2 protein-coding genes are annotated in these 16151 nt (G+C 72.7%); both read right to left on the bottom strand.

The window, feature by feature from the left end; translation table 11 throughout:
• Positions 1–36: 36 nt before the first annotated feature.
• Positions 37–4722: a non-ribosomal peptide synthetase gene (locus DEJ49_RS33790; RefSeq protein WP_150187635.1), complete on the bottom strand. Its 4686-nt coding sequence runs from the start codon at positions 4720–4722 to the stop codon at positions 37–39.
• Positions 4719–15923, bottom strand: a complete 11205-nt coding sequence (locus DEJ49_RS33785; RefSeq protein ID WP_223833098.1) for a non-ribosomal peptide synthetase — start codon at positions 15921–15923, stop codon at positions 4719–4721. Before DEJ49_RS33785 ends, DEJ49_RS33790 begins: the two co-directional genes overlap by 4 nt.
• Positions 15924–16151: the final 228 nt, after the last annotated feature.

Genomic DNA, 16151 nt, shown 5'->3' with positions numbered 1-16151 from the left:
GGTGGGTTTGGTGGGTGGCGGCCGGGTCAGGGAGGGTCAGGGGCCCTCCGCCGGGACGCCCGGCGTACCTTCGAATTCGTCGACTTCGTCCTGTGCCAGATCGAGGAGCGGGAAATCGGAGGGCGTGTGGCCGCCCGAGGCGGGCGCGTCGGTGTGGGCGGCCAGGCCGCCCAGGAGCTCCACCCAGGTCCGGCCGAGCTCTTCGGCCTCGTCGTCCGTCACGAGGTGCGCGGGCCGGCTGAGGGTGAGCGTGAGTTCCGGCCGTCGCCCGCCCCGGGCGTCCTGGACCATCGCGCCCGCGTCCAGGAGATGCCGCAGGGGTGTGTCGGGGTCGGACGAGCCGCCGACGGCCGTCTCGCCCCGCACCTGCCATGCGCCGCCCGCGGAGGACGCACGTACGTCGGACGCGAACCGTCCCATGTAGTTGAAGCCGATCTCGGGGGTTGGACGGCTACGGAGGGCGGGTGCGGTCTGCGGGTTGAGGTGACGCAGGAGCTCGTAGCCGAGTCCGTCGCCGCCAGGGACCGCACGCCGCTGTTCCTTGACCGACTTGAGGAGTGCGCCCGCCGCGGGGCCGCCCGCTCGGGCGTCGTCGAGGTCGATCCCTGAGGTGTCCAGGCGGACCGGGTGGGTGGCGGCGAACCAGCCGACCGTGCGGGACAGATCCACGTCGTGCCCCGCGAGCGGCTCACGGCCGTGCCCCTCCACGTCGACCAGGAGACCCGCGGCCGCGGCCGGCCGCCAGCGCGCGACCGCACCGGCCAGGGCGGCCAGCAGGATGTCGTCGACACCGCAGTGGAACGCGGTCGGCGTCCCGCTCAGCAGCGTCTCCGTCTGCTCGGGCGGCACCACCCAGGTATGCCAGCGCAAGGTGCCCACCGTGTCGATGTACGAGTCCAACTCCCGCCGTGCGAGCGGGACCCGGGTCTCGGCCTCACCGAGCAGGTCCAGCCATCCTTCGAGTTCCGCGACCCGCTTCTCCCCCACGGCCTCCGCGGCCAGCAGCTCCGACCAGCGCCGGAACGACGTCCCCACCGGATCCAGCTCCGGCACCCGTCCCTCGGCCAGCGCCTCGCACACCGCCCGCAGATCCGGGACCAGCACCCGCCACGACACGCCGTCCACCACCACGTGGTGTGCTACGAGGACGAGTTGACCGAGCCGGTCGGGGCCCGCGTCCACCCACACCGCCCGCACCATCACTCCGGACACCGGATCCAGCAGCCCCGCCGCGTCCCGCGCAGCACCGTCCGCCAGCTCGCTCACCACTTCGGGCCCGGCCCCCACCGCGTCCACGCGCGACACCAGCGAGGCCGCGTCGACCGACCCGCGCTCCGCCACCACGAACCGCGCCTCACCGGGAACGGTGCGGGCCCGCAACATGTCGTGCGCGTCGAGCACGGCGGAGAGGCCCGCCGCCAGAACATCCGTCCCGATACCGCCCGGCACTCCCAGCACCACCCACTGCGCGAACCCCGGCCGTGCCGCACGCTCCCCCGACGCCCGCATGACCGGCGTCCACGGCACCACCCCGGTACCGACGTCGACGGACGCATGTGCCGCGTCGGGCACCTGCACAACGGCGGCCAGGCCCTCCGGCGTCTTCTCCTCGAACACCTGCCGGGGCGTGACCACGAGCCCCGCACGGCGCGCCCGCGAAGCCAGCTGCATGGAGCTGATGGAGTCGCCGCCCAGCTCGAAGAAGCCGTCCTCGACACCGACCCGCTCAAGCCCCAGCACCTCGGCGAACAGCGCGCACAGCACGCGCTCGGTCTCCGTACGCGGCTCACGGCCCGTGGCCCGCGCGGCGAAGTCCGGCGCGGGCAGCGCGGCCCGGTCCACCTTCCCGTTCACCGTCAGTGGCAGCGTCTCCAGGACCACGAGGGAAGCGGGTCGCATGTAGTCGGGCAGCGCCTGCGCCAGGTGGTCGTGCACGGTCTGGATCTCCAGGCCCTCGGTCTCGGGCACGACGTAGCCGACGAGGCGCTTGTCGCCGGGACGGTCCTCGCGGGCGATCACGGCCGCCTGCCGCACCTCGGGATGCGCCGCTAGCGCCGCCTCGACCTCGCCGGGCTCCACCCGGAACCCACGTACCTTCACCTGCTCGTCCGCACGCCCCACGAACGACAGCTGTCCGTCGGCGGTCCAGCGCGCCAGGTCACCGGTGCGGTACATGCGCTCCCCGCCACCACCCGCGAACGGGCAGGCCACAAACCGCTCCGCCGTCAGGTCGGGCCGCCCCACATATCCCCGAGCCACGCCAGGCCCGGCCACGTACAACTCGCCCGTCGCCCCGACCGGAACCGGGTGCAGGAAGCCGTCCAGGACGTACGTCCGTACGTTGCCCAGCGGGCGGCCGATCGGCGGTGGATCGTCGGTCGGTCCGGTCGTGGCGTCCACGGGTCCCGCCGTGGCCATCACGGTGGCCTCGGTCGGGCCGTAGGTGTTCCACACCTGCGCCCGCGGCGTCCACCGGCTCGCCAGTTCTCCCGTCAACAGCTCGGCGCCCAGCACCCAGTTGCGTATGCCCGGCACCGCTGCCGGGTCAAGGACGCCCAGCAGGGACGGCACGACGCTGGCCGTCGTCACCCCCGCCGACTCGATCATGTCCGCGAGCGCGGAGGGCTCGGCCCGCTCGTCGGCGGAGGCGATCGCGAGCGTGCCGCCGCCGGACAGCGTGACCGCCACGTCCAATACGGCCGCGTCAAAGCTGAACGACGCGAACTGCAGCGCTGTGACACCCACGTCCACACCCAGCACCGGACGCATCGCCGCCGCCAGATTCGCCACACCACCGTGTGCGACCGCCACACCCTTGGGACGCCCCGTCGAACCCGACGTATAGATGACGTACGCGAGTTGATCCGGGGACAAGCCGACGCCAAGAGGAACCTCGGAGCAGTCGATGTCCTCCTCGTCCAGGAGCACGACCCGCGCGTCGCCGACCCTCACGTCCGCCAGACTCTCCCCCGCGCTCACGACGACCCGCGCACCGCTGTCGGCCACCATGAACGACAACCGGTCGGACGGATACTCGGGATCCAGCGGAACGAACGCACCACCCGCCTTCCACACCGCCAACTCCCCCACCACCATGTCCACACCACGCGGCAGACACAGCCCCACACGCGACTCCGGACCGACCCCAAAACCCACCAACCGCCGGGCCAGCCCGTTCGCCCGCGCCTCCAACTCCCCGTACGACACAGCCTCCTCACCACACCGCACCGCCACCACACCCGGGGAACGGGACGCCCAGCGCTCGAAGTCGTGCAGGACGGAGGCGGTCGGCAGCGGATAATGCGTGTCGTTCCACTCCCGGACGACGCGTTCGCGCTCCGGTGCGTCCAGGATGTCGATGCGGGCCGTCGGGGTCGTCGGGTCGGTCGCGATCTGCCGGAGGACGCGGATGAGGCGTCGGCCCAGTTCTGCGGCCTGCTCCTGCGGGACGAGGTCCGGGCGGGACGTGACGTGCACGTGCAGGTGGCGGTCGGTGGCGAGGATGCCGAGGGTCACCGGGTAGTTGGTCGCCTGGTGGCCCGCCGATGCGGTGAAGGAGGGGAGGTCGGCGGTGGCCGGGCGGGCGGGTGGCGCGGGGTAGTTCTCGTAGACCACGAGGGTGTCGAACATCGCGCCCGGGCCCGCGAGTTTCTGGATCTCCGCGAGGCCGAGGTGCTGGTGGGCGATGAGGGCGGACTGACGCGCCTGGAGGCCGGTCAGCAGCTCGGCCACGGGCTGCGCGCCGTCGAGGCGTACGCGGACCGGGAGCGTGTTGATCAGCAGGCCGATCATCGACTCCACGCCCGGAAGTTCCGCGGGGCGGCCCGCGACGGTGGCACCGAAGACGACGTCCGAGCGTCCGGTGAGGCGGGCGAGCACCAGGGCCCACGCGCCCTGCACCAGCGTGTTCACGGTGAGTCCGTGGGCGCGGCCGGTCTCCGTCAGGGCCCGCGTGTCGTCCTCGGACAGGCGCAGGGGTGTCTCCTCCGGCAGGACGAGCGCGCCGCTCGGGTCCGCGGGCGCCACGAGCGTCGGCTCGTCCGCTCCGGCCAGCTCCGCCCGCCATGCCGTGCGCGCGGCCTCCTTGTCCTGGCGTCCCAGCCACGCCAGGTACTCACCGTAGGAGGCCGCGCGCTTCGATACGGACGGGCCGCCGCCCGCCTCGTACACCTGTGAGAGCTCGTTCAGGAGGACCGGCATCGACCAGCCATCCATCAGGAGGTGGTGGGACGTCACGACGAGGCGGTGGTGTTCCGTGCCGAGCCGGAGCAGGAGGAGGCGGAGCAGTGGGGGCACGGTCAGGTCGAGGCGCTCGGCGCGTTCCTGCGCGGCCAGCTTCTCGGCCTGGTCGGAGATGTCCTGGTCGGAGGTGTCCTGGTCAGAGGTGTCCTGGTCGGTCATGCCTCGCGGATCGGTGAGGTCCGAGAGGTCGGCCTCGCGCCAGGGCAACGGCACGTTGCGGGTGATGAGCTGTACCGCCTCGCCGGACTTCCTGCGGTGGAAGCTGGCCCGCAGGGCCGCGTGCCGGTCGAGGAGCGTCTGCCAGGAGGCGCGGAGCCGGTCCGGGTCCAGGGGTCCTGTGATGTCCAGGAGGAACTGGACGGCGTATACGTCGGGGCCCCGGTCGTCGAAGTCCGCGTGGAACAGCAGCCCTTCCTGCAGTGGCGACAGGGGCCACACCTCGGCCAGGGCAGCGCCGTGGGCGGCGGTTGAAGACTTCACCGGGACAGGCCTCCCTCGAGCTTCGCTGCTATCGCTTGGAACTGGTCGACCTCGTCCTGCTCCAGGTCGAGGAGGTGGAAGTCGGACGGGGTGTGCCCGCCCGCGGCCGGGTCGTCGGTGTGGGCGGCGAGTCCGGCGAGCAGTCGCACCCAGGTCCCGCCGATCCGCTCCACGTCGGCCTCGGCGAGGAGCCGTCGCGGCCAGCTGAGCGTGACGGCGAGTTCGGGGCCTGTCGGCGTGTCCCGGACGACCGCGATGCCCTCCAGCACGTGCGGGGCCGGTGTGTCCGAGCCGTCCGTGCCGCCGGCCCCGGCGGGTCCCGCCAACTGCCAGGCCCCGACGCCGACCCCGGCCGCTCCGGCGACCGCCCCGGGCTCCGCGACCGCTGTCTCCGCCTCGGCCGCCGCCGCGGCGAACCGGCCGAGGTAGTTGAAGCCGATCTCCGCCGCCGGTGCGGCCCGCAGGACCGGGGCCGTCCGGGGGTTCAGATGGCGCAACAGGCCGTAGCCGAGTCCGTCTCCCGGGACCGCCCTCACCTGCTCCTTGACGGCCTTCACCAACGTACCGGCAGCCCCGCCGCCGGCCATAGCGTCGTCCAGGTCCGCGCCGGTCACCGCCAGACTCACCGGATGTGCGCTCGTGAACCAGCCCACCGTGCGCAGCAGGTCGGTCCCGTTCAGCGGCTCGCGTCCGTGCCCCTCGATGTCGATGAGCAGCCCGGAGGCGGTCTCGGGGCGCCAGTGCGTCACGGCGCCCGCGAGGGTGGCGAGGAGCAGCTCGTGCAGACCGCAGTGGAACGCGGCCGGTGTCCTGCCGACCAGCGTCTCGACCTGCGCCGGTGGAACGGTCCACGAGCGGCGGCGCAGGGTGCGGGACGTGTCGACGTCCGGGTCAAGGGCCCGGCCCGTCAACGGGAGCTGGTGGTTCCCCAGCAGGGTCAGCCAGTCCGGCAGCTCGGCGAGCCGGGACTCGTCCGCCGCCTGCGCGGTCAGCAGTTCGGACCAGCGGCGGAAGGACGTGCCCACCGGGTCGAGCCGCGGTGTGCGGCCCGCGGCCACCGCCTCGCAGGCCGCCCGCAGATCCGGGACGAGGACGCGCCAGGACACGCCGTCCACCACCAGGTGGTGGGCGATCAGGACCACCCGGCCGGTGCGGTCCGGGCCCGCGTCGATCCAGACCGCCCGCAGCATCGTTCCTGCCGCCGGGTCGAGCTCGCGGGCCGCTTCCCGTGCGGCCCGGCCCGCGATGTCGTCCAGGGCGTCGTCCGGGCCCCCGGTGCCGGCGGCGGTCGCGTCGACGCGGGAGACCGCGGCGCCCGCCTCGACCGAGCCGGGCTCGCCGACGATCAGCTTCGGCTCGCCGGGCACCGTGCGGGCGCGCAGCATGTCGTGGGTGTCCAGGAGTGCGGCGACGCCGGCCGTGAGGACGTCGAGGCCGAGCCCGGCCGGTACGCCGAGTGTCATCCACTGGGTGAAGTCCGGGCCGGCGACCTTCTCCCCGAAGGCCCGCATCACCGGCGTCCACGGCACCTCGCCGACCCCGACGTCGTCCACCGCGGTCTCGTGCCCGGCGAGCTCCGCCACTTCCGCGAGGCGTTCGGGGGTCTTCTCCTCGAAGACCTGCCGGGGCGTCACGACGAGACCCGCGCGGCGGGCCCGCGACACCAGTTGCATCGAACTGATCGAGTCGCCGCCCAGCTCGAAGAAGCTGTCCTCGGCACCGACCCGGTCGAGGCCCAGCATGTCGGCGTACAGCGAGCAGAGGATTTCCTCGGTGGCGGTCCTCGGCTCCCGACTCGTGACGCGTCCCGCGAAGTCGGGGGCGGGGAGCGCGGCCCGGTCGACCTTGCCGTTGGCGGTGCGCGGCAGGGCGTCGAGGACCAGCACGGCCGTCGGCACCATGTATTCGGGGAGTACGCCGGTGACGTACTCGCGGACCGTACGGCCGTCGACCGTGCCGCCGTCCGCGGCGACGTAGCCGATCAGGCGCGGTTCTCCGGGCCGGTCCTCCCTGATGGTCATGGCGGCGTGGCGCACGCCGGGGCAGCTCGCGAGGGCGGCCTCGATCTCGCCGGGTTCGACGCGGTGGCCGCGGATCTTGATCTGGTCGTCGGCGCGGCCCGCGAAGACGAGCTCGCCGTCGCCGGTCCAGCGGACGACGTCGCCGGTGCGGTACATGCGGCGGCCGAGACCGAACGGGTTCGCCACGAAGCGCTGGGCGGAGAGGCCCGCCCGGCCCACGTAGCCGCGCGCGAGCCCGGCACCGGCGACGTACAGCTCCCCCGCCACACCCGCGGGCACCGGGCGCAGGGCCGCGTCCAGGACGTACGCCTGGGTGTTGGCGATCGGGCGCCCGATCGGTGGCGGCCCTTCGCTGTCGCGGATGAGGGCGGTCGTCGAGATGATCGTCGACTCGGTGACCCCGTACTGGTTGTACATGGCGCGCCCGGCCGACCAGCGCCTGCGCACCTCCGTCGGCATGGCCTCGCCGCCCGTGATGAGCAGGCCCAGGTCTGGGAGGTCTTCCGGGGGCAGCTGCGAGAGGAAGGTCGGGGGGATCGCCGCGTGGGTGACGCGCCGGGTGCGCAGGAGGCGGGACAGTTCGTCGCCGGAGATGTCCAGGCGGGTCGGGGCGAGCACGAGCCTGCCGCCCGCACACAGGGTGGGCCAGATGTCCGCGAGGGAGACGTCGAAGCTCGGCGAGACGAGTTGCAGGACGCGGCTGTCGGGGTCGATGGCATAGCGCCGCACGTTCTCCGCGACGAGGTTGCGCAGGCCTTCGTGCGAGACGGTGACGCCCTTCGGGGTGCCGGTGGAACCGGAGGTGTAGATGACGTACGCGGCATGCGCGGCCGACAACGGCCGCAACCGCTCCCCGTCCACCAACGGACCAGGCGCACACCGCCCGCTCCCCTCCGCCACCACCGGGTCATCCACCACCACGACCCGCCCCTCAAACCCCTCAGGCACCACACCCCGAGACCCGACCGTGCACACCACCACCGACGGACCCACATCACCCAGCACAAACCCCACCCGCTCCGCCGGAAGACCCGCATCCACCGGAACGAACACACCCCCCGCCAACGACACCCCCAACAACGCCACCACCCACGACACGGACCGCTCACCCACCACAGCCACCCGCACCTCAGGCCCCACACCCAACCCCACCAAATACCGACCCAGACGACCCGCCTCCGCCCCCAACTCCCCATACGTCAGGCGCTGTTCACCGGACACCAATGCCACCGCGTCCGGCGACACCTCGGCCCGCCGCCCGAACAGCTCGGGGGCCAGGGCGTCCGGGACGGGTGCCGTCGTGTCGTTCCAGCGCCGCACGATGCGCGTGCGTTCGGCGGGTGCCAGGAGGTCGATCTCGCTGAGGCGGAGGCCCGGGTCGGCGGCGACCTGTTCGAGGACGCGGGCGAGCCGGTCGGCCAGGGACAGGGCCGTGTCGTGGTCGAAGAGGTCGGTGGCGTAGAGGATCTCGCCGTCGAGGCCGGCGGGGGCGCCGTGTTCGTCACGCCGCTCCACGACGGACACCGCCAGGTCGAAGCGGGCGGCGAGTTCGGGCGGCAGGGGCGCGGGGCGGACGTCGACGCCCGGGAGGTCCCAGGTGACCTCGGGGATGTTCTGGAGGGCGAGCATCACCTGGAACAACGGGTTGCGCGAGAGGGAGCGGGTCGGGTTCAGCTCTTCGACCAGGCGCTCGAAGGGGACGTCCTGGTGGGCGTACGCGGCCAGGTCCGCGGCCCGCACCCGCTCCAGAAGCTCGGCGAAGGTCGGATCGCCGCCCACATCGGCGCGCAGCACCAGCGTGTTCACGAAGAAGCCCGCCAACTCCTCAAGCGCCGCGTCCTCACGGCCTGCGGTGGGCGTGCCCAGTGTGATGTCATCACCCGCACCCAGACGGGACAGCAGCAGCGCCAGGGCAGCGTGCACGACCATGAACATCGTCGCCCGCCCCTGCCCCGCCACTCCCACCAGCCGGGCGTGCGTCCGCGCGTCCGTCGCCACGGGCACGAGGCGTCCGCGGAACGACGGCACCGCGGGACGCGCCCGGTCCACCGGCAGCGCCAACTCCTGCGACGCCCCGGCCAACGTGTCCCGCCAGTACGCCAGTTGGCCGCTCAGGACGCTCGCCGGGTCGTCCAGCTCCCCCAGCACCTCCCGCTGCCACAACGCGTAGTCCGCGTACTGCACCCGCAACCCGGCCCACCCCGGAGCCCGGCCCTCACACCGCGCCGCATACGCCGTCTCCAGATCCCTGGCCAGCACCCCCATGGACCACCCGTCCACCGCCACGTGATGTGCGACCACGGACAGCACACACTCGCCCTCGCCGACCTCCACCAGGCAGATCCGCCACGGCAGATCGGTGCGCAGGTCGAAGCCGGCCGTCAGTTGTGCGGCGAGCGTGCGGTCGATGTCGATCCCGCCCGCGTCAGCCATGTCGTCGGTCATGTCGTCGGTCATGTCGTCGGCCCGCAGAACGACCAGTGGCGGGCGTCCCGCGTCGCCGTGCCGCACCTGCTGGTGGGGAACGCCGTCGATTTCGGGGAAGACCGTCCGCAGGCTTTCGTGACGGTCCGCCACGTCCCCCAGCGCCGCCTCCAACGCGACGACATCCAGCCGACCCGAAATCCGCAGCACCAACGGCACGTTGTACGCAGACGCCGCCCCCGGAACCGTCTCCTCCAACCGGTTCAAGAACCACATCCGCTGCTGCGCGAACGACAACGGCACCACATCCGGCCGCACCCGCACCGCCAAAGCCGGACGACCGGACCCTGAACCCACGCCCCCGTTCGCGCGCTCACTGACGTACCGCGCCAGCCCCGCCACCGTCGGCGCCCCGAACAACTCCCCGATCCCCACCTCCACATCGAGGACCGCACGCACCCGCGCCACCAGCCGCATCCCCGACAGCGAATCCCCGCCCAGATCGAAGAACCCGTCCTCGATCCCGACCCACTCCAGGCCGAGGACCTCCGCGAAGAGGCCGCACAGGATCTCCTCGGTCTGCGTCCTCGGTTCGCGCCGGGAGACGCGGGCGGCGAAGTCGGGCGCCGGGAGGGCCGCCCGGTCGAGCTTGCCGTTGACGGTGAGCGGCAGGGCATCCAGGACCAGGACCGCCACCGGGACCATGTACTCGGGCAGGGTCCGGGCCGCGTACGCGCGCAGTTTTTGGGGGTCGATGTCGTCGCGGCGCGCGTGCTGGTGCCGAAGCTGTCGTTCGTCGGGGACGACGTAGGCGACCAGGCGTTTGTCGCTGCCCGGTCCGCCGTCCTGGCGGGCCACGACGACCGCCTGGCCGACCGACTCGTGCCGGGTCAGCACCGCCTCGACCTCGCCGGGCTCCACGCGGAACCCACGCACCTTCACCTGCTCGTCCGCGCGTCCGGCGAACGACAGCCGGCCGTCGGGCGTCCAGCGGGCCAGGTCCCCGGTGCGGTACATGCGCTCCCCGCCACCGCCATCGAGGGCGGTTCCGGGGAACGGGCACGCCACGAAGCGTTCAGCCGTCAGGTCGGGGCGCCCGACATAGCCCCGGGCGAGGCCCGGCCCCGCGATGTACAGCTCGCCGGCGACCTTCGGCGGGACGGGGCGCAGGAACTCGTCCAGGACGTAAAGGCGTACGTTCCCGAGCGGGCGGCCGATGGGCGGCGCCTCGTCGCCGGGGTCGATGCCGGCGTCCACGGGGCCCGCGGTGGCCATCACGGTGGCTTCCGTGGGGCCGTAGGTGTTCCACACGCGCGCCCGGGGCGTCCACCGGCTCGCGAGGTCGGCGGTGAGCAGCTCGGCGCCGAGGACCCAGGTGCGTACGCCGGAGACCGTGGCCGGGTCGAGGACGCTCAGCAGGGAGGGCACGACGCTGGCCGTCGTCACCCCCGCCGTCTCGATCATCGCCGCCAGCGCCGACGGCTCCGCCCGCTCCTCCGAGGACGCGATCGCGAGCGTGCCGCCGCCGGACAGCGTCGCCGCCACGTCCAGCACCGCCGCGTCGAAACTGAACGACGCGAACTGCAGCACCGACACGCCCACGTCCACACCCAGCACCGGACGCATCGCCGCCGCCAGATTCGTCACGCTGCCGTGCGCGACCGCCACACCCTTGGGCCGACCCGTCGAGCCGGACGTGTAGATCACGTAAGCCAGTTGGTGCCGGGTCGGCCGGCCGCCGAGGGAGGCGGTGGACTCCGCCTCCAGTGCCCGCCCGATGTCCGGGTCGTCCAGGAGGACCGTTCGCGCTGCGCCCACGGGCACCGCTGTGAGGGTGTCCTCGACGCCCAGGACGACGGACGCCTCGCTGTCGGCGAGCACGTAGCCGAGGCGGTCCGGCGGGTACTCCGGGTCCAGCGGGACGAAAGCGCCGCCCGCCTTCCACACCGCCAGCTCCGCGACGACCATGTCGACGCCCCGCGGCAGGCACAGTCCCACCCGGGACTCGGGGCCGACCCCGAGCCCCACCAGGTACCGGGCCAGCCTGTTCGCCCGCGCCTCCAGCTCCCCGTACGACAGGGCCTGGTCACCGCACCTGACCGCGGCCGTCCCCGGCGAACGGGACGCGCACCGCTCGAAGAGCTCGGGTACCGACAGGTCCGGGACGTCGGTCGCCGTGTCGTTCCAGCGCCGCACGATCCGCGTGCGTTCGGCGGGCGCCAGGAGGTCGATCTCGCTGAGGCGGAGGCCCGGGTCGGCGGCGACCTGCTCCAGGACACGGCCAAGGCGGTCGGCCAGGGACAGGGCCGTGTCGTGGTCGAAGAGGTCGGCGGCGTAGAGGATCTCGCCGCCGAGGCCCGCCGGGGCCCCGCGTTCGTCGCGGCGCTCCGTCAGGGTCACCGCGAGGTCGAAGCGGGCGGCCGGGGCCTTCATCGACGCGGAACGCACCTCGGCGCCCCGGAGGCGCCACCGCGGCTCGGGCACGTGGTCCAGGGCGAGCATGACCTGGAAGAGAGGGTTGCGGGACACGGACCGCGTCGGGTTGACCTCCTCCACGAGGCGCTCGAAGGGGACGTCCTGGTGGGCGTACGCGGCCAGGTCCGCGGCCCGCACCCGCTCCAGAAGCTCGGCGAAGGTCGGATCGCCGCTCACGTCCGCGCGCAGCACCAGCGTGTTCACGAAGAAGCCCGCCAGCTCCTCAAGCGCCGCGTCCTCACGGCCTGCGGTGGGCGTGCCCAGCGTGATGTCATCACCCGCACCCAGACGGGACAGCAGCAGCGCCACGGCGGCATGCACGACCATGAACATCGTCGCCCGCCCCTGCCCGGCTACCCCCACCAGCCGCGCATGCGTATCCGCGTCCGCCGCCACCGGCACCAGCCGCCCCCTGAAAGACGGCACTGCGGGACGGGCGCGATCCAGCGGCAGCGCCAATTCCTGGGGCAGGCCCTCCAACGTGTCGCGCCAGTAGGCGAGTTGGCCGCTCAGGACGCTCGCCGGGTCGTCCAGCTTCCCCAGCACCTCCCGCTGCCACAACGCGTAGTCCGCGTACTGCACCCGCAACCCGGCCCACCCCGGAGCCCGACCCTCACACCGCGCCGCATACGCCGTCTCCAGATCCCTGGCCAGCACCCCCATGGACCACCCGTCCACCGCCACGTGATGTGCCACCACGGACAGCACACACTCGCCCTCGCCGACCCCCACCAGGCAGATCCGCCAGGGCAGCTCGCTCCGCAGGTCGAAGCCGTATCCCGCCTCTTCCGCCAGCGCTTCTTCGACCCGGGACGCGGCACACTCCACGGTCATCAGGGAAGGCCGTCCCGCCGCGCCGTCCAGAACCTGCTGACGGGGGACGCCGTTGGCTTCGGGGAAGACCGTCCGCAGGCTTTCGTGACGGTCCGCCACGTCCCCCAGCGCCGTCTCCAACGCGGCGACATCCAGCCGACCCGAAATCCGCAGCACCAACGGCAAGTTGTACGCAGACGCCGCCCCCGGAACCGTCTCCTCCAACCGGTTCAAGAACCACATCCGCTGCTGCGCGAACGACAACGGCACCACATCCGGCCGCACCCGCACCGCCAACTCCGGACGACCGGACGCCGACCCCACCCGCTCACCCACCCGACGCGCCAGCCCCGCCACCGTCGGCGCCCCGAACAACTCCCCGATCCCCACCTCCACATCGAGGACCGCACGCACCCGCGCCACCAGCCGCATCCCCGACAGCGAATCCCCGCCCAGATCGAAGAACGACACGTCGGTGCCGACCCGGCCCAGGCCGAGGATCTCGCCGAAGAGTCCGCTGAGGACGTCCTCCACGGGTGTCGCGGGACCGCGCACCGTCCCCGCGCCCTCGAAGTCGGGCGACGGCAGGGCGGCGCGTTCCACCTTGCCGTTGGCCGTGAGCGGAAGGGCGTCCAGGACCAGCACGGCGGCCGGGACCATGTACTCCGGCAGCCGCTCCGCCACGTACGCCCGCAGCGCCCCGGCCTCGACCTCACGCCCGCCCTCCGGTACGACGTACCCGACCAGCCGCCGGTCGCCGCTGCCGGACCCTCCGTCCCGGCGGGCCACGACAACCGCCTGGCCGACCCCCTCGTGCCCGGCCAGTACCGCCTCGACCTCGCTCGGCTCGACCCGGAACCCGCGCACCTTCACCTGCTCGTCCGCACGCCCCACGAACAGCAGCTCACCGTCGGCTGTCCACCGCGCCAGGTCACCCGTGCGGTACATCCGACGCCCGACCCCGTCGCCGAACGGGCACGCCACGAACCGCCCGGCCGACAGGCCCGGCCGCCCCAAATAGCCGCGCGCCAAGCCGGTTCCCGCGATGTACAGCTCCCCCACGACATCGGCAGGGACCGGTTGCAGCGCCGCGTCCAGGACGTACACCTGCCGGTCGGCCAGCGGACGGCCGATGGGCAGCGTCCGCCCCGCCTCCGCTTCCGGACCCAGCAAGTGGGTGGTCGCGCAGAGGGTGATCTCCGTCGGCCCGTACAAATGCCGCACCGCCACCCCAGGACATGCCTCCCGCACCCGCGCCACCGCACCCGCCGGCACCACATCCCCACCCGTCAACACCTCACGCAGACCCGCAAAGCACTCCGGAGACTCCTCCGCCAACACCCGGAACAACCCCGCCGTCACATGCACCACCGACACGCCATCGCCGACTGCCGCCCGGATGCGCCCCGCATCCACCACACCCGCACCCGCGACCACCACCCGGCCGCCCGCCACCAACGGCACCCACACCTCGAACAACGACACATCAAACGCATGCGGCGCATGCATCAACACCACATCACCAGCACCCAACGACCAGCCCGAATCCCCCACCAGACCCGCCACCGCCCCATGCGGCACCACCACACCCTTCGGCACCCCCGACGACCCCGACGTGTACATCACATACGCCACGTCATCCCCGCCCACCCACACCGCAGGACCATCCGCAGGGCACGCGGCGACGGCCGCGCGGACGCGCGGGTCGTCCAGCACCACCCGCCGACCCTCGTAATCCGCGGGGATCGCGCCGCGGTACGCCTCGGTGCACACCACCGCCGCGGGATCGGAGTCGGCCAGCAGAAACGCCACCCGCTCCGCCGGATACTCCACATCCACCGGCACGAACGCCGCCCCCGCCCGCCACACCGCGAGCAACACCACGACCAGATCGGCCGAACGTTCCATCACGACCGCGACCCGGTCGCCCCGGACCACTCCCGCGTGGGCGAGATACGACGCGAGGCGACCGGCCTCCCTGTCCAACTCCGCGTAGGAGAGCAGCCGTTCGCCGTCCTGTACCGCCACCGCGTCCGAGGACCAGGCGAGGTGGCGGGCCAGCAGCTTCGGCACGGAGTCCGCGGCGGGGGCCGGTCCTTCGGTGGCGTTCCAGCTGCGCAGCAGCTCGGCGCGCTCGGGCGCGTCCAGCAGGGAGACTGCGCCGATCGGCTGTGACGGGTCGGCGGTCGACCGTTCCAGGAAGTGCAGGAAGGCACGGAGAGCCGATCGGAGCCAAGGGCCGTCGTAGAAGGCGGAGTTGGCCTCGAAGGTGATCTCCATGTCCTGGCCTTCCGGCGCGCCGCTCACCAGCACGCCGAACTCCTCGACGCGGCGGCTCGACAGGTCGCGCACGACGGACGGATGGCCCCCGAACGACAGGGTTTCCCCGGCCCTGGGCATGACGTTCACGTACGGGCCGAAGTGCCAGCGGTCGCCCGAGGGCCAGGCGAGTTCGCGGCGCAGCCGTTCTCCTCGCAGGCCTTGGTGGTCGAGGAGGGCGTCGATCTCCGCGTCCGTCGTCCGTACGAGGTCCAGGAAGCTCGTGGCGGCGGTGACGGGGACGCGGAGCGGCAGGATGTTGGCCATCGTGCAGGGCGTGCGTCGGGCCCGGTCGCCGGTGCGGCCCGCGACGGGGAGGCTCAGGATCGGCTCGTCCGTTCCGCCCAGGCGGCCGACGAAGGCGGCGACCGCCGCCACGACGAGGCGTGGCCAGCTCGCCTCGGCGCGGGCGGCCGCCGCGCGCAGCGCCGCGACGGCATGGGACGGCAGGTGGCCGGTCTCGCGCAGCACGTCGCCGGGGCCGGCCTCGGGCACGGTGTGACCCGGGATGCCGGTCAGGTCGGGGCGGTCCGCGAAACGCTCGTGCCAATACCGCCGGTCGGCCTCGTGGCGTTCCGAGGCGCGGTGCGCCGTCTCCTCGTCCAGCAGCGCGCGGAGCGGGGCGTGTGCCGCGGGGGCGCAGGGCTGTCCGGTGAGGAGTGCCGTGTAGAGGTCCGCGGCGCGGCGGGCGAGCAGGGAGCAGCCGTGGGCGTCCATCAGGAGATGGTCGTAGCGCTGGTACCAGATGTGGTGATCGGGGGCGAGGCGGAACAGGGCGTACGAGAAGAGGCGGTCGGCGTGGGAGGGGATCTCCTGGTCGAGTTCGGCCCTCATCCACGCCTCGGCGGCTTTCCTCGGGTCTTCCTCCTCGGTGAGGTCGTGGAAATCGAGGAGGGCACGTAATTGCGGGGGCGGGAACGTCATGCGCGCGCCGCCCGCGCCGTCGTCCTCGAATCGTGCGTGGAGGATTTCCGTCTCGTCCGTCAACTGCCGCAACGCACGCTCGAACAAGTGCGGGTGCACGGGCCCTTCGATGGCGACGTACTGTCCGACGCTGTACAGCCGGCGCGAGCCCGATACACGTTGCGCCAGCCAGATTCCCTCCTGGGCGTCGAGGAGGGGCAGAGTGCGAGCAGCGTTGCCGTTCATCATTCCCCCTGGCCGAGCAATTCCCCTCGGCTGTTCCGTCTGTCCGGGCCGTACGAGGAAGAGAGCCGTCCAACCGCTCAGTCTTCGCACTTGGACGGAGAGGCGGGCATGCACGGGAAATGCGCGCGGCCTCGCACGGAGAATCAGATGCTATGACCGCGGGAGGAATGGGCGCGACCGTCCGGGGTGGGCATTCACCGGAGCACCGGGCGCCCCCGATATTCGGGG

Source organism: Streptomyces venezuelae (assembly GCF_008642335.1).
Taxonomy (GTDB): Bacteria; Actinomycetota; Actinomycetes; order Streptomycetales; family Streptomycetaceae; genus Streptomyces; species Streptomyces venezuelae_F.
Note: the sequence above shows the minus strand (reverse complement) of the source record. Positions and strands in the feature narration are given on the sequence as shown.